Source organism: Nocardia wallacei, from assembly GCF_029869545.1.
Taxonomy (GTDB): Bacteria; Actinomycetota; Actinomycetes; order Mycobacteriales; family Mycobacteriaceae; genus Nocardia; species Nocardia wallacei_A.
The window spans coordinates 17,948-33,157 of the sequence record NZ_JARWQD010000211.1 but is presented as its reverse complement, the minus strand read 5'-3'; the positions used below and the strand labels follow the sequence as shown (position 1 = coordinate 33,157).

At 69.9% G+C, this 15,210-nt stretch carries 13 protein-coding genes; 9 read left to right on the top strand and 4 right to left on the bottom strand.

Annotated features, from left to right (window positions below; genetic code table 11):
- Positions 1–192: 192 nt before the first annotated feature.
- Positions 193–1,527, bottom strand: coding sequence for a glycoside hydrolase family 1 protein (locus tag QH290_RS17935; protein WP_280384053.1), 1,335 nt, complete (start codon positions 1,525–1,527; stop codon positions 193–195).
- Positions 1,528–1,698: 171 nt separating this feature from the next.
- Here QH290_RS17935 and QH290_RS17930 point away from each other — a divergent pair, with 171 nt between their 5' ends.
- The 7 genes from QH290_RS17930 to QH290_RS17900 all read left to right on the top strand — a co-directional run bounded on the left by QH290_RS17930 (position 1,699) and on the right by QH290_RS17900 (position 9,734).
- A complete protein-coding gene (locus QH290_RS17930) occupies positions 1,699–4,005 on the top strand; it encodes a molybdopterin guanine dinucleotide-containing S/N-oxide reductase (protein ID WP_280267417.1) in 2,307 nt (768 codons plus the stop codon).
- On the top strand, positions 4,002–5,477 hold the full coding sequence (locus QH290_RS17925; protein ID WP_280267416.1) for an AMP nucleosidase: 1,476 nt from the start codon (positions 4,002–4,004) through the stop codon (positions 5,475–5,477). Before QH290_RS17930 ends, QH290_RS17925 begins: the two co-directional genes overlap by 4 nt.
- 62 nt (positions 5,478–5,539) lie before the next feature.
- A complete protein-coding gene (locus QH290_RS17920) occupies positions 5,540–5,986 on the top strand; it encodes a helix-turn-helix transcriptional regulator (protein WP_280267415.1) in 447 nt (148 codons plus the stop codon).
- Positions 5,987–5,991: 5 nt separating this feature from the next.
- The gene (locus QH290_RS17915; protein WP_280384051.1) at positions 5,992–6,402 is read left to right on the top strand and encodes a VOC family protein; all 411 of its coding nucleotides are present in this window, start codon (positions 5,992–5,994) and stop codon (positions 6,400–6,402) included.
- A gap of 126 nt (positions 6,403–6,528) precedes the next feature.
- Positions 6,529–6,990 (top strand): nitroreductase family deazaflavin-dependent oxidoreductase, encoded by a 462-nt coding sequence (locus QH290_RS17910; RefSeq protein WP_280384049.1) that lies wholly within the window; start codon positions 6,529–6,531, stop codon positions 6,988–6,990.
- Between the two features lie 25 nt (positions 6,991–7,015).
- Positions 7,016–7,255 carry a hypothetical protein gene (locus QH290_RS17905; protein WP_280267411.1) on the top strand — a complete coding sequence of 80 codons (240 nt, stop codon included), beginning with the start codon at positions 7,016–7,018 and terminating at the stop codon, positions 7,253–7,255.
- Between the two features lie 61 nt (positions 7,256–7,316).
- Positions 7,317–9,734: an ATP-binding cassette domain-containing protein gene (locus tag QH290_RS17900; RefSeq protein ID WP_280384046.1), complete on the top strand. Its 2,418-nt coding sequence runs from the start codon at positions 7,317–7,319 to the stop codon at positions 9,732–9,734.
- A 77-nt stretch (positions 9,735–9,811) separates the two neighbouring features.
- On the opposite strand, the gene QH290_RS17895 is transcribed toward QH290_RS17900, so the two are convergent.
- Positions 9,812–11,047 (bottom strand): cytochrome P450, encoded by a 1,236-nt coding sequence (locus tag QH290_RS17895; protein WP_280384044.1) that lies wholly within the window; start codon positions 11,045–11,047, stop codon positions 9,812–9,814.
- A 241-nt stretch (positions 11,048–11,288) separates the two neighbouring features.
- On the opposite strand from QH290_RS17895, the gene QH290_RS17890 reads away from it, so the two are divergent.
- The gene (locus tag QH290_RS17890) at positions 11,289–11,900 is read left to right on the top strand and encodes a TetR/AcrR family transcriptional regulator (protein WP_280384042.1); all 612 of its coding nucleotides are present in this window, start codon (positions 11,289–11,291) and stop codon (positions 11,898–11,900) included.
- A 69-nt stretch (positions 11,901–11,969) separates the two neighbouring features.
- Here the strand turns inward: QH290_RS17890 and QH290_RS17885 are convergent, their stop codons facing one another.
- Positions 11,970–13,193 (bottom strand): site-specific integrase, encoded by a 1,224-nt coding sequence (locus QH290_RS17885; RefSeq protein WP_425303620.1) that lies wholly within the window; start codon positions 13,191–13,193, stop codon positions 11,970–11,972.
- A gap of 107 nt (positions 13,194–13,300) precedes the next feature.
- A complete protein-coding gene (locus QH290_RS17880) occupies positions 13,301–14,218 on the bottom strand; it encodes a DMT family transporter (RefSeq protein WP_280267406.1) in 918 nt (305 codons plus the stop codon).
- Between the two features lie 82 nt (positions 14,219–14,300).
- On the opposite strand from QH290_RS17880, the gene QH290_RS17875 reads away from it, so the two are divergent.
- Complete coding sequence (locus QH290_RS17875) at positions 14,301–15,188, top strand: LysR family transcriptional regulator (RefSeq protein ID WP_280267405.1); 888 nt, start codon at positions 14,301–14,303, stop codon at positions 15,186–15,188.
- Positions 15,189–15,210: the final 22 nt, after the last annotated feature.

Genomic DNA, 15,210 nt, shown 5'->3' with positions numbered 1-15,210 from the left:
GGGGGGGGGGGGGGGGCGGCGGCCCCGCCGGGGCTCTTTCATTTAGGCGCCCCCGCCCCGGCTCTACCCCCCCGCCGGGGGGGCGTGGCCGGGGCGCCCCGGCCAGTCCAGGATCCCGCGCACGGGGCGGCCGGGCAGGGGCCGAAGGTCCATGGACGTCGCGCCGAAAGTCCTCGCCGCGCCGGAACCTCGCTACTGCGGCACGGTGACCGGATCGGTGCAGCTGCCGGGGGTGTCGACCAGGGAGCAGGCGGCGGGCGCGCGGGTCGGTCGATAGTCACCGGGAACGCCGCCGGACCGCGTCAGGCCGCTGTAGGCCGCGACGGCATCGGTGGGGCGGCGGGTGAGGGCCGGATCGGTGCGCACGTCGACGGTGTAGAGGCCGAAACGCGGTGTGTAGCTGCCCCATTCGTAGTTGTCGGTGATGCTCCAGTAGTTGTAGCCCATGATGTTCATGCCGTCGGCCTTCGCGCGCTGAATCCAGTAGACGGTGTCGCGCAGGTCGTCGGCGCGGCTGTAGCCGTCCGCGCGGGGCGCGCCGTTCTGCGTGGGCATGCCGTTCTCGACGATGTACAGCGGCATGCCCGGGAAGCGGCGCGCGTAATGGTCCAGCGCGTAGTAGATGCCCTCCGGCTGCAGCGGGACCTTCCACAGCTCCTTCATGTTGGTGGGCGGGTCGGCCAGCATCGCCTGCGGGGTGAAGCCGTAGTAGTAGTCGATGCCGAGGTAGTCGAGCTTGCCCGAGATCGGCTCCACGATCGGCCCGTTGATCAGCGGTTCGGTGGCGCCGAGGATGTAGGCGACATTGCTGGTGACCAGCGCGCCCGGCTGGACGGCGTGAATGTGGTCGTAGATCGTGTTGTGCGCCTGGGCCAGTCGCTGCTGCATCGCCGGGATCGCGGTCGCGGGCAAGCCGCCGTTGGACGTCTCGTTGAGCACGTAGAAGGTCGGCTCGTTGAACGTGACCCACAGCGGATCGCGGGATGCGTAGCGGTCCACCACCTTTCGGGCATTGACCAGCCAGTCGTCGACCATCGCCGGGTTACCCCAACCGCCGCGCTCGGCGGCCCAGCCGGGATAGACCCAGTGGTCGAGGCTGAGCATCGGGCGGATGCCCCGGGCGGCCATGGCGTCGAGCACGCTGTCGTAGAAGGCGAATCCCTCCTCCGACCAGCGGCCGGGCTGCGGCTGCACGCGCGCCCACTCGACGCTGATCCGGTACACGCCGACGCCGAGGCCGGAGGCCAGGCCGATATCGGAGGGGTAGCGGTTGTAGAAGTCGACCGCGTTCTGGTAGCGGTCGTAGTCGGGATGCGAGTCCACGTACCGGGTCCAATTGCTGTCCGGCGCATGGCCTTCGCACTGGAACCCGGCGCTGGCCACACCCCACAGGAAGTCCTCACCCAGTGCCGGGACGGTCGCGGGCGGGGCCGGGCGGGCTCCGGCGAGCGGCGCGGGCCCGGCGAGCGCGGCGGCGGTACCGGCCGCGAACAGGCCGAGAGCGTGGCGGCGGGTGAACTGGCGCATCGGACTCCTCGACATCGGGATCGGGATCGGTTTCGGCAACGCTAGCCGGATCCTAGGGCCGACCGAGTGACCGCTCGGGAATGTTGCCGTTCCGATATTGAACTGGTCGCCTGTCCATCTTCCCTGTGCGGGCGCGGCGGGGTGTCGGTGCCGGGCGTTACGGTGGAGATCATGACAACGCATCTGACGCACTGGGGAGCGTTCGAGGCCACCGCCGACGGCGAGCGGCTGACCGAGGTGCGGCCGTGGCGCGGCGATCCCGAACCCATGCCGCTGATCGAGAATGTCGCCTCCGCACAACATCATCCGACGCGGATCGACCGCCCGCACGTGCGTCAGGGCTGGCTCGAGCACGGCCCGGGGGCGCCCGGCCGCGGCGCCGAGCCGTTCGTCCCGGTGTCCTGGGAGAAGGCCCTCGAGCTGCTGTCGGGCGAGCTGCGCCGGGTGTACCGCGAGTACGGGGCGGGCTCGGTGTACGCCGGGTCCTACGGCTGGGCCAGCGCGGGCCGCTTCCACCACGCGCAGAGTCAGGTACACCGGTTCCTGAACTGCCTCGGCGGCTATGTGCGCCATGTCAACAGCTACAGCCTCGGCACCTCCACGGTGCTCATGCCCTACATCCTGTGCGACCTGTACTGGCTGCTGGGGCACGGCACGGCGAAATCGGTGCTGGCCGAGCACTCCGAGCTGGTGGTCGCCTTCGGCGGGCTCTCGCCGAAGAACGCGGCCGTCTCCCCGGGCGGCGTCTCGCGGCACAACGCCCGCTCCTGGGTGGCGCGGGCCAGCGAGCGCGGCTGCCGATTCGTCACGGTCGCGCCGCTGCGCGACGACACCCCGGCCGAGGCGCGGGCCGAGTGGATCGCCCCGCGCCCGAACACCGACGCCGCGCTGATGCTGGCGCTGGCGCAGGTGCTCGACGCGGAAGGGCTGGCGGACAACGACTTTCTGGACCGCTGCACCGTCGGATTCGACCGGTTCGCACGGTATCTGCGCGGCGCGACCGACGGTGTGGTGAAGGATCCCGCCTGGGCCGAGGCCATCACCGGCGTCCCCGCCGACCGCATCCGCGCGCTGGCCCGCGAGATGGCCGGGAGCCGCACCTTCATCACCGTGAGCTGGTCGCTGCAGCGGGCGCGCCACGGCGAGCAGCCGCTGTGGCTGGGCGTCGTGCTCGCGGCCATGCTGGGCCAGATCGGCCTGCCCGGCGGGGGATTCGGCCACGGCTACGGCTCGGCGGCCAACGTGGGGGAGCCGACGCGGCAACTGCGGGTGCCACACCTGCCGCAGGGGGAGAACGGCGTCGACACGTTCATCCCCGTCGCGCGCATCGCCGACATGCTGCTGAATCCCGGTGCGTCCTACCGATACAACGGGCAGGAGCTGACCTACCCCGAGATCAAGCTGGTCTACTGGGCGGGCGGCAACCCCTTCCACCACCACCAGGATCTGGCACGGCTGCGCGAGGCCTTCACCCGTCCCGACACGGTGGTCGTGCACGATTCGTTCTGGACCGGCACCACCCGCCACGCCGATATCGTGCTGCCCGCCACGATGACCATCGAGCGCGACGATTTCGGCTCCGGCGACAACGACCGCATGTTCTTCCCGATGCGCGCGCTCACCCGCCCGCACGGCGAGGCCCGCGACGATTACGCCATCTTCAGCGAGCTGTCCGAAATGCTGGGCGTCGGTAAGGAATTCACCGAGGGCCGCACCACCGAGCAGTGGCTGCGGCACCTGTACGAGCAGTGGCTGGCCGACCAGGAGGACGGGCGGTGGCCGGGCTTCGACGAGTTCTGGGCGGGCGACGGTCTCGAACTGCCGGTCGCCGAACCGGCGCAGGTGGCGTTCGCCGACTTCCGCGCCGACCCGCAGGCGCACCCGCTGACCACGCCGACCGGCCGCATCGAGATCTTCTCCGACACCATCGACGGCTACGGCTACGCCGACTGCCCGGGCCATCCGGTGTGGTTGGAGCCCGAGGATTGGCTGGGCAGCCCCGAGGCCGCGCGATACCCGATCCAGCTGGTCGCCAACCAGCCGCGCAGCAAGCTGCACAGCCAGCTCGACGTGGGTTCGCACAGCCGATCGACGAAGGTCGCCGGGCGCGAGCCGGTGCGGCTGCATCCCGAGGAGGCGGCGGCCCGCGGCGTGCGCGACGGCGATATCGTGCGCCTGTTCAACGACCGCGGCTCCTGCCTGGCCGGTCTGGTCGTGGACGAGGCGGTGCGCCCGGGCGTCGCCCAGCTCTCCACCGGCGCCTGGTACGACCCCGATCCGGCCGACCCGAGCTGCTGCCGCCACGGCAACCCGAACGTGCTGACCGCCGACCGGCCGTCATCGACGCTGAGCCAGGGCTGCACGGGCCAGCTGACGCTGGTGGAGATCGAGGCGTATCGCGGTGCGCCGCCGGATCTTTCGGTGCTGCGACCACCCGCCACCACCGACACGGCGCGGGAGGTGAGCGAGCGCCCATGAGCAACACCGAGATGCCCGACCGTTCGAAGGTCACCCGGGTCGCCGTCGAGGCCACGCTGGACGAGCTGGAGTCGCGCTACGAGCGGTCCGTACGCGCGCTGCGCGCGTCGGTGAAGGACTTCGTCGACAACGGCGTCGTGCCCACCAGCCTCGCGCGCGAGTCCGGCGCCTTCGTCTATCCGGAGCTGCGCCTGGGCTGGGACGGCCGGGCACAGCCGAAGAACCGCTCGCGGGCCTGGGGCCGGCTCACCCGGCCGGGCACCTACCGGACGACGATCACCCGCCCGGCGCTGCTGCGCGAGTACCTGGCCGAACAGCTCACGGTGATCCTCGACGACTACGACGTCCACATCGAGGTCGGCCCCTCGCAGCAGGAGATCCCGTTCCCGTACGTGATCGACGGCGCCGAACTCGGCCTGGACCGGTCCATGAGCGCGGACCTGGCGAAATACTTCCCGACCACCGATCTGGCCGATGTCGGCGACGAGATCGCCGACGGCATCATCGACACCAGCGGCCCGCTGCCGCTGAGCCAGTTCGACGCGCTGCGCACGGATTTCTCCCTGGCCCGGCTGCGGCACTACACCGGCACTCCCGTCGAGCACTTCCAGTCGTTCGTGATGTTCACCAACTACAGCCGCTATGTCGACGAGTTCGTGCGGTGGGCCTGCGACCTGATCGCCGACCCCGACAGCCCCTACGACCGCCTGTCCTGCGCGGGCGGCACGGTGATCACGGCCGACGTGCGGGACCGGGAGTCGATGGTGGCCGACGGCGCGTGGAAGAAACACCAGATGCCCGCGTGGCACCTGATGTCGCCCACCGGCCACGGCATCACGCTGGTGAATATCGGTGTCGGGCCCGCCAACGCCAAGAACATGTGCGACCATCTCGCGGTCCTGCGGCCGCACGCCTGGCTGATGATCGGCCACTGCGGCGGACTGCGGGAGAGCCAGGAGATCGGCGACTACGTGCTCGCCCACGCCTACCTGCGCGACGACCACGTCCTGGATCCGGTGCTGCCGCCGGACATTCCGATCCCGAGCATCGCCGAGGTGCAGCGCGCGCTGTACGACGCGACGAAGCTGGTCAGCGGCATGCCCGGCGAGGATGTGAAGCAGCGATTGCGCACCGGCACCGTCGTGACCACCGACGACCGCAACTGGGAGCTGCGCTACTCGGCGTCGGCGCTGCGGTTCAACCTCAGCCGCGCGGTCGCCGTGGATATGGAGAGCGCCACCATCGCGGCCCAGGGCTACCGGTTCCGGGTGCCCTACGGCACGCTGCTGTGCGTGTCGGACAAGCCGCTGCACGGCGAGATCAAGCTGCCCGGTCAGGCCAACCGCTTCTACGAGGGCACGGTCTCCGAGCATCTGCAGATCGGCATCCGCGCGGTCGAGCTGCTACGCGCCGAGGGCGACAGCCTGCATTCCCGCAAACTGCGCACGTTCAACGAGCCGCCGTTCCGCTGAGCGCAGCGCCCGCTGGTACGGCGCACTGGGCAACCGCGGCGCGGCGTGGCACGATCACACCTGTGACCAGCACACCCGCGGATCAGCACCTGCGCGACCTCGCGCGGTTGCGCCGCGTCCGCGACCGGATCGACCGAGAATTCGCGCAGCCGCTGGATGTGGAGCGGCTCGCCCGCGATGCCCACATGTCGGCCGGGCACCTCAGCCGGCAGTTCAAGCTCGCCTACGGCGAATCGCCGTACGCCTATCTCATGACGCGCCGCATCGAGCGCGCGATGGCGCTGCTGCGCCGTGGCGACCTCTCGGTTACCGAGGTCTGCTTCGCGGTCGGGTGTTCCTCGCTGGGCACCTTCAGCACGCGCTTCACCGAGCTGGTCGGCGTCCCGCCCAGCGTCTACCGGCGGGACGCGGCGCACGAGACGGAGGGCATGCCGTCGTGCGTGGCGAAACAGGTCACCAGACCGATCAGGAATCGAGAAGCGCAGGTGGTCGGGCAGCGCTTAGCGTGAATGCCATGGATATCACCATTCAAGCCAGCTTCCTCCCGCAGAACGACCCGGAGGCGGCCACGGCCTTCTATCGCGACATTCTGGGCTTCGAGGTCCGCAACGACGTCGGCTACAACGGGCTGCACTGGATCACCGTCGGCCCGCCCGGCCAGCCCGACACCGCCATCGTCCTGTACCCGCCGGAGGCCACCCCCGGCCTCACCGACGACGAACGCCGCATGGTCACCGAAATGATGGCCAAGGGCACCTATGCCAGCATCGTCCTGGCAACCAAGGACGTCGACGGCACCTTCGAGCGCTTGCAGGCCGGCGACGCCGAGGTGGTCCAGGAACCCACCGACCAGCCCTACGGCGTCCGCGACTGCGCCTTCCGCGATCCCGCGGGCAACATGCTCCGCATCCAGCAAGCAAGCTGACCGCGTGGCCCAGGGCCCTCATTTCCCGTCGTGGCCTGGGGCTCTCATTTCCCGGCGTCGCCTAGGGCCCCTTATTTCCCGGCACGCTTTTGGCCGGGATCCCGACTCATTCACAGAAAGGTAGTCATGTCAGAACAGTCGGCGGGCAAGCGGAAGCCCGGTACACCCGGTGCATTCTCGCGCTGGATGCAGCAGACGATGAACGCCCGCATGAACCGCAAGATCCGCCGCGGCCGCGGCACCTTCATGGGCATGGACGTCCTGATCCTCAAGACCGTGGGCCGCCGCAGCGGGCAGCCCCGCGAAACCCCGCTGGCCTGGTTCCCCGACGGCGGCGACGCCTGGCTGATCGTGGGATCCGGCGGCGGGAGCCGCAACCCCGACTGGCACGCCAATCTGATGGCACATCCGGACCGGGTGTCGATCGAACTGCCCGGCCGCGGCGACGTGGCCGTGACACCGCAGCCGCTCGACGGCGACGACCGCGAGCGGGCCTGGCAGCGCATCGCCACCGACCAGCCCCGCATCGCGAAGTATCAGGCCAAATCCGACCGGACGTACCCGGTCGTCCGCCTCGCACCGCGATAACCGCACGCTCGAGAGGAGGCTCACGATGAACTGGAGCGCCTGGGACCGGCAGCTGCACCGCTGGCTGTCCATCATTTTCACGACAACGGTCGTCGTCGCCATGGTCGCCGCCGCGCTGGGCATGACGGAGTCCGCGGCCTGGCTGTTCTATCTGCCGCTGCCTCCGCTGCTGCTGCTCATGGCCACCGGTCTGTACATGTTCGTCCTGCCGTACCGGATGAAGCGCCACAGCGTCGGCCCGTCCACCGGGATCGATCGGGTTTAATCGACCATGCCACGCCGACGGAGCCCGCGCCGGCGCCCCGCGTAGAACAGATGGAGACACGATGACCACGGCCACGAAGAACGGCGCCAAGAAGGTCACGAAGAAGGGCGAGAAGTCCCCGGCGCTGCCCGCCGCCGACAGCCACGACCTGATCCGCGTGCACGGTGCGCGCGTGAACAACCTCCGGGATGTCAGCATCGAGATCCCGAAGCGCCGACTGACCGTGTTCACCGGTGTGTCCGGTTCGGGTAAGAGTTCGCTGGTGTTCAGCACGATCGCGGCGGAGTCGCAGCGGTTGATCAACGAGACCTACAGCGCGTTCGTGCAGGGGTTCATGCCGTCGTTGGCGCGGCCCGAGGTCGATGTGCTCGAGGGTTTGACGACGGCGATTATCGTCGATCAGCAGCGGATGGGGTCGGATCCGCGCTCCACGGTCGGCACCGCCACCGACGCCAATGCGATGTTGCGGATTCTGTTCAGCCGGATCGGTTCTCCGCATATCGGTTCGCCGCAGGCGTTCTCGTTCAATGTGGCCTCGATCAGTGGTGCGGGCGCGGTCGCGGTGGAGAAGGGCGGGCGGACGGTGAAGGAGCGGCGCAGCTTCAGCATCACCGGCGGTATGTGCCCGCGGTGTGAGGGCCGGGGTTCGGTCAACGATATCGACCTGACCCAGCTCTACGACGACAGCAAATCGCTCGCCGAGGGCGCGTTCACCATCCCGGGCTGGAAGTCCGACAGTTTCTGGACGGTCCGGGTCTACGCCGAATCGGGCTTCGTCGATCCGAACAAGCCGATCCGCAAATTCACCAAGCGGGAGATGAACGACTTCCTCTACAAGGAGGCCGTGAAGGTGAAGGTCGACGGCGTCAATCTCACCTACGAGGGCTTGATTCCGAAGATCCAGAAATCGTTCCTGTCCAAGGACAAGGAAGCGATGCAGCCGCATATCCGGGCGTTCGTGGAGCGGGCGGTCACCTTCACCACCTGTCCCGAGTGCGACGGCACCCGGCTCAGCGAGCTGGCCCGGTCGTCGAAGATCGCGGGCATCAGCATCGCCGACGCGTGCTCGATGGAGATCCGCGATCTCGCGGAGTGGGTGCGCGGCCTCGACGAGCCGTCGGTCGCGCCGTTGCTCACCGCGCTGGGCGGCACCCTGGATTCGTTCGTGGATATCGGGCTGGGCTACCTGTCGCTGGAGCGGCCGTCGGGGACGCTGTCGGGCGGTGAGGCGCAGCGCGTCAAGATGATTCGCCACCTCGGGTCGGCGCTCACCGATGTCACCTACGTGTTCGACGAGCCCACCATCGGGCTGCATCCGCACGACATCCAGCGGATGAATGACCTGCTGCTGCAGCTGCGCGACAAGGGCAACACCGTGCTCGTGGTGGAGCACAAGCCGGAGGCGATCGCGATCGCCGATCACGTCGTCGATCTCGGCCCCGGTGCGGGCACACAGGGCGGCACGGTGTGCTTCGAGGGCACCGTCGACGGGCTGCGGGCCAGCGACACCAGTACCGGCCGTCATCTCGACGACCGCGCCCAGCTCAAGAAGACGGTACGCAAACCCAAGGGCGCGTTGGAGATTCGCGGCGCGACGGCGCACAACCTGCAGAACGTCGATGTCGACGTGCCGCTCGGGGTGCTCTGCGTCGTCACCGGCGTCGCGGGCTCCGGGAAGAGTTCGCTGATCCACGGCTCGATTCCCGCCGAGGAGGGTGTGGTGTCGGTCGACCAGGCGCCCATCCGCGGTTCGCGGCGCAGCAATCCGGCGACCTACACCGGGCTGCTGGAGCCGATCCGCAAGGCGTTCGCGAAGGCCAACGGCGTGAAACCGGCGCTGTTCAGCGCGAATTCCGAGGGGGCGTGCCCCACCTGCAACGGCGCCGGGGTCATCTACACCGACCTCGGAATGATGGCGGGCATGGAGACCACCTGCGAGGAGTGCGAGGGCAAGCGGTTCCAGGCCTCCGTGCTCGAGTATCACCTGGGCGGCCGCAATATCAGCGAGGTGCTGGGGATGTCGGTGGCCGAGGCGGAGGAGTTCTTCGGTTCCGGTGCGGCGAAACTTCCTGCCGCACATGCCATTCTGGACCGGCTCGCCGATGTCGGGCTCGGCTACCTCAAGCTCGGCCAGCCGCTCACGACGCTGTCCGGCGGCGAACGGCAGCGGCTCAAGCTGGCCACCCACATGGCCGACAAGGGCGGGGTGTACGTCCTCGACGAGCCGACGACCGGCCTGCACCTCGCCGACGTCGAGAATCTGCTCGCCCTGCTGGACCGGCTGGTCGAGTCCGGTAAATCGGTGATCGTGATCGAGCACCACCAGGCGGTCATGGCCCATGCCGACTGGATCATCGACCTCGGCCCGGGCGCGGGCCACGACGGCGGCAAGATCGTCTTCGAGGGCACTCCCGCCGACCTCGTCGCCGCCCGCTCCACCCTCACCGGCGAGCACCTGGCGGACTACGTCGGCGCCTGACACCGCACCGGCGGCGGCCGGTTTACCGTCGGCGCCGTGTCTCGAATCGCGCACTGCATGAGCCGGGGATCCGGCAATCAGCGGATGCGCAGCGGCAGGCTCCGATGGCGGCGCACGAAGATGCTGGGCACCCACACCGGCGGGGCGTCGTCGACCAGGCCGATGGAGGTGCTGCGTTGCAGCAGCGTGGTGATGGCGACGGTGGCTTCGAGTTTGGCCAGCGCGGAGCCGACGCAGAAGTGGATGCCCTTGCCGAAGGCCAGCTGCCAGCGGGCGGCGTTGCGGTCGAGGTCGACGACGTCCGGGTCGGTGAATACGGCCGGATCCCGGTTGGCCGCACCCCACAGCAGCAGCAGGTGACTCCCGGCGGGCAGTGCGACACCACCGAGTTCGGTGTCGGTGGTGACGTGGCGGTGATGACCGCGAAACGGGGACTCCAGCCGCAGTGCCTCGTCGAGGAACGCCGCGATCCGATGCGGTTGTTCGCGCAGCATTTCCGCCAGCTGCGGATCGGTCGCGAGTAGGCGCGCCGCGCTGGCGAGCAGGCCCGCGGTGGATTCTCCGCCCGCGCCGACCAACTGCACCAGGTTCAACACCGCGGCCTCGTGCGACAGCTCCCCGGCCTCGACCGCGGCGGCCAGGACACCCAGCAGGTCATCGGTCGAGTCCGCCCGCGCCGCTGCGGTTCTCGCCGCGGCGAGCTGTTCGTGCAGGTAGGCGGTCAGCTCCGCGGCCGACATCACCACGGTGGCCAGCCGGTCGGCGGGCAGCACCCCGCCCAGCATCTCGGTGCTGTCGTAGGCCCAGTCCAGCAGCTCGGCGACATCGGTGGCGGGCAGGCCGATCACGGCCGCCACCAGCGCGAGGGGGAGTCGGTCGGCCATGCCGGTGGCCCAGTCGATGCGGCCGTCGCGCAGGTGTTCGGCCCACAACCGGTCGACCAGACCTTCCACGGTCGGCCGCAGGGCGCGAATCCGCTTGGACAGCACCGCCGAGACGAGCCTGCGGTGCAGCCTGTGGTCGGGGTCGTCGGCGGTGGCCAGCACATGAACGGCCTGCCCGCCGTGATCCATATCGAAAACCGCCGCGCCGCCACCGGGCTGCCGGACCAGCGCCGCGGTCAGATTCGAGGAGAACTCCGCGCTGCGCGCCGTCACCTGCGATACCAATTCCCACGAGGAAACGAGATAGAAATCGGTGCCCGGCACCCGATACACCGGGGCCTGCGTTCGCAGGAGGCGATACATCGGGTACGGGTTCTCGAGATGCGCCGGATCGAAGATGTCGATCTCGGGCGCCGACCGCGGTGTCATACACACTCTCCCTGCCGGAATCGCTGTTGCTGGGCGCCAAGCTCGCAACCGCTGACACGGTTGTCAACAGCCATATCGGGCTGAGACTTCGAGAGTCCGCTGCCGATCGCGACCCGCGGTTGCCCGGAGAACAAAAGTCGCCTTGATCTCGGGGTATTCTTCCGCGTCGGCTGAGACATATAATCGGGAACGTCTCGTGCTGAGACTGCTGATCGGCATCACGCGATCGCGAGGAGTTCATATGGCAGACCGGCGTTCGGATTGGCTCGCCGGTGGCGACCGGCGTTCGATCGCCCGCGAGCGGATCCGGGCCGCCGCCGCGGAACTGTTCGTCGAACGCGGCATCGCCGCCGTCGGGCTCGACGAGATCGCCGCCCGCGCCGGATGCTCGCGCGCCACCGTCTACCGCCACGCGGGCGGCAAGGCCGACCTCGTGCAAGCCGTGATCAACGCCTCGGCCCGCGTCGTCGCCGACCGGGTCGCCGCGCACGTCGCCACGCTGCACGGTCGCGAGCGCATCGTCGAGGGCATCGTCGCCTCGGTCCGCGCCATCCGCGCCGACCCCACCCTCGCCCACTGGCTGGCCAATATCCGCGCCGGTGGTGCCGACGAATACCTCTCCACCGCACCGGAACTCGGCCAGATCGCCATCGCCCTGACCGCGACCACCCCCGACGCGGAAGCCGCCCAGTGGATCGTCCGGGTCGTGCTCGCACTACTCGCCTGGCCACTTCCCGACCCCGGCGCCGAACGCCACCTGATCGAACGCTTCGTCGCCCCGACCCTCGACTCGCGGCCCGAACACAAGGCGACCACGCACCGGTTTCCATCCGCCAGGGACACGGATCGTTGAGACCGGGACAGGCACCATCCGCCCCCTTCCACGGCGATGGGTCGGATACAACGTTGCCCACGAATGCCGTTACAGCCCCAATTTGGTTACGGCATTGTCTTCCAAGGGGTTTGCGGTGCGGATGTAGCCGTGCACGGTGCGGGGGTTGGACCAGCGGCCCTGGCGCATGATCTCGCGGTCGCTGGCGCCGCCGAGGGCGGCCTGGGTGGCGAAACCGGCGCGCAGGGAATGACCGGAGAACAGGGCGGGGTCCAGGCCCGCGCGGGCCGCATAACGTTTGACCAGCTCGGCCACGGCGCGGCCGGACATGGCGGCGGCGCCGATGCGGCCGTGCCGCGAGACTGTCGGGAACAGCGGCAGGTCGGGGTCGGCGAGGGTCGCGCCGGGGAATCCGTGGCAGCGATGGATGTCCGGGCCGGTGGTCGCGGGAGCGGCCAGCCAGGCGCGCAGTCCGTGGGTGCCGTGCTCGATGTGCTTCTCGCGCAGGCGAATCCAGTCGGCGAAGGCGCAGACGGGGCAGGTGTGCGGATGCCGTCCGCGGGGGAGGGCGACGCGCTGGGCGGTGACGCCCGTCGGATCGGTCTTGGTGGCGGGGAGCTGGATAAGCAGGACGGGTTCGCCGCTGGTGTGGTCGAGGTCGACCCGGACATCGGAGATCCGCAGTCCGGCGATCTCGCTGCGGCGCAACGCACCCGCGAATCCGACCAGCAGGACCAGCGTGTCCCGGCGGCGCGCCGGTTCGGTCGGCCAGCCGGGCGCGGGCAGACCGTCGAGCAGCTGCTCGAGGGTGTGCAGGAGTACCGGGCGTTTGCGCCGGGGCTGGGTGCGGCGGGTGCGGCGGATACCGCGCAGGGTCAGGCGCACCACATCGGATCGGGTCGGCGAGGGTAGTCCGTTCGCCGCGTGGACGGCGGCGATCGCGGCGCTCTTGCGCTCCAGAGTCGCTGCGCCGAAGGCCCATTCACCGGACGGTTTGCGGGTATCGGCGGCCGCGGCGAGGTAGACGGCGACATCGAGGGGATCGGCGGGCAGCGCCTGCCGCCCCTCCGCCGCACACCAGCCCGACCACGCGATCCAGTCGGATCGGTACGCGCGCACCGTATTCGGCGACTGCGACGCCTCCAGGTATCGTCGCAACGCCCCGGCCTGCTCGTCGTCGAACCGCTCCCGCACCACCCGCAGCGCCGCCGCGTCCACGAGCACACTCCGCACACCCCGCCGCAACTCGCTGTGCACCACATCAGGCACCACAACCCGCCCACCCTCAGCGGTAGACCCGGCAACTGTACTCATCGCAGGCCACAGTACCGGGCATCCACCCGCGACCGAGCGAACGCCGCACGCGGTAGCCGCCTTGTGCCCAGCGCTTTCATCGGCTGGAATGCGGTGCGGCCTGCTGCTCAGCGGGTGCGGCGGGAGATGGCGACGCCGAGGAGGCAGAGGGTGCCGCCGAGCAGGCCCCAGGCGGTGGGGATTTCGCCGAGGAGCAGCCAGGACAGCAGGATCGAGATGGCGGGGACGGCGTAGGTGGTGGCGGTGAGGCGACCGGCGTCGGTGCGGCGCAGCGCGTAGGACCACGTGGTGAAACCGATTGCGGTGGGGAACAATCCGAGGTAGATGCCGTCGAAGACGACGCGGCCGGGCGCGGCGGACAGCTCGGCGATCAGCTGCGGTGTCCAGGGCAGCAGCACCACGGTCGCGATCACACACCCGAGCCAGATCGCGGTGAGCGCGTCGACATAGGTCATCGCGGGCTTCTGCACCAGCACACCGGACGCATAGAGAACGGCGGCCAGCAGGCACAGCAGCACACCGAGCCCGTCGCGATGCCCGCCGGAGCTGAAGGCGATGATCGCGACCCCGCCCAGCGAGACCAGCGCGCCGGTGAGCAGCAGCGGCGACAGCCGCTCGTCGAGCAGCGCCGCGGCCCCGAACGCGACGAGCAGGGGCGCGAGATTCACCAGCAGCGCGGCGGTGCCCGCATCGACGTGGCGCTCACCGGCATTGAGCGCCACCGTATATCCGGCCAGCCACAGCACCGCGTAGGCCGCGACCAGCAGCAGCGCCCGCTTCGAGCGCGGCACGCGCCGCACGCCGCCGCGCCGGACGCCGACCAGCACGGTCAGCGCCACGGCCGCGACGGCCAAGCGCAGCAGCGCCATCGGCGCGGGCGACAGCGCGGATCCGGCGTCACGGATGGCAATGAAGGCGGAGGCCCACAGCACCACGGTCACCAGGGCGGCGGCCGCGGTGGACAGATCCGGGTTGCTGCGCGGCGACAGTCGGGCGGCCGCGCGAGTGCGAAGGTCGGTGGTCACCCCGACATCGTCACCGGGCCGGACAGGACAGCACAAGCGAATAATAGACATCTAATGTTCAGCCCAACTGTACAATTCGGCCATGCTCGACATCACCCGGTTGAATCTGCTGCGCACGGTCATCGCCACCGGGTCGCTGCGGGCCAGCGCGTCCGCGCTCGGATACACCCCGTCGGCCGCCAGCCAGCAGCTGGCCGCGCTGCAGCGGCAGACCGGGTTGCGGTTGGTCGAGCGCGCGGGGCGGGGCATCGAGCCGACCGCCGCCGGGCGGGCGCTGGCGTCGGAGTCGGGCCGGTTGTTCGAGGAGCTGAGCCGGCTGGAGGGCGTGGTCGGGGATCTGCGTGCCGGGCGGGTCGGCAGCCTGTCGATCGGCTACGTCGCCTCGGTGAGTTCCACCTGGCTGCCGCCGATCGTCGACGCGCTGCGCACCGAATTCCCCGATCTCCGACTGGAATTGCGGATGTCGGAGTTCGCCGAGGGGCAGCGCGACGTCGAGATCGTCATCGAGGATCCCGGTGCCGGGCCGCCGCCGGGCGTGCGGGTCCATCGCCTCGCCACCGATCCGTACGTGGTGGCCGTGCGCTGCGACGATCCGCTGGCCGCCGGGACCGAGGTGCCGCTGAGCGCGCTCGACGACCGCACCTGGATCGATAACGAGCCGAGCGACGGCCCGTGCCGCCGCATCCTGCTCGACGCCTGCGCCCAGGCGGGGATCACCCCGCGGTTCCAGGTGCAGACCCCGGACTACCGCGCGGCGCTGTCCATGGTCGCGACGGGTATCGGCGTCACGGCCCTGCCCCGCCTCGCCGCCGTGGATCTCCCGCCCACCGTGGTGGCCCTGCCGCTGACCGATCCCACCCCGATCCGCGTCGTCAGCGTCGCCGTCCGCGATTGCGCCGCGGCCAACCCCGCCACCCGCCGCGCCGTCGAGTTGTTCGCCGCCGTGGCGAGACGCCCCGCGCAGCAATGACCACCGTGGTCCCGGGACGAGT

Excerpts from the sequence above, each read along its gene's own strand:
- QH290_RS17885 (WP_425303620.1), bottom strand. The coding sequence starts at position 13,193 with ATGAGTACAGTTGCCGGGTCTACCGCTGAGGGTGGGCGGGTTGTGGTG.
- QH290_RS17915 (WP_280384051.1), top strand. The coding sequence starts at position 5,992 with ATGGATATCACCATTCAAGCCAGCTTCCTCCCGCAGAACGACCCGGAG.
- QH290_RS17875 (WP_280267405.1), top strand. The coding sequence starts at position 14,301 with ATGCTCGACATCACCCGGTTGAATCTGCTGCGCACGGTCATCGCCACC.
- QH290_RS17910 (WP_280384049.1), top strand. The coding sequence starts at position 6,529 with ATGTCAGAACAGTCGGCGGGCAAGCGGAAGCCCGGTACACCCGGTGCA.
- QH290_RS17925 (WP_280267416.1), top strand. The coding sequence starts at position 4,002 with ATGAGCAACACCGAGATGCCCGACCGTTCGAAGGTCACCCGGGTCGCC.
- QH290_RS17900 (WP_280384046.1), top strand. The coding sequence starts at position 7,317 with ATGACCACGGCCACGAAGAACGGCGCCAAGAAGGTCACGAAGAAGGGC.
- QH290_RS17895 (WP_280384044.1), bottom strand. The coding sequence starts at position 11,047 with ATGACACCGCGGTCGGCGCCCGAGATCGACATCTTCGATCCGGCGCAT.
- QH290_RS17930 (WP_280267417.1), top strand. The coding sequence starts at position 1,699 with ATGACAACGCATCTGACGCACTGGGGAGCGTTCGAGGCCACCGCCGAC.
- QH290_RS17935 (WP_280384053.1), bottom strand. The coding sequence starts at position 1,527 with ATGCGCCAGTTCACCCGCCGCCACGCTCTCGGCCTGTTCGCGGCCGGT.
- QH290_RS17890 (WP_280384042.1), top strand. The coding sequence starts at position 11,289 with ATGGCAGACCGGCGTTCGGATTGGCTCGCCGGTGGCGACCGGCGTTCG.
- QH290_RS17905 (WP_280267411.1), top strand. The coding sequence starts at position 7,016 with ATGAACTGGAGCGCCTGGGACCGGCAGCTGCACCGCTGGCTGTCCATC.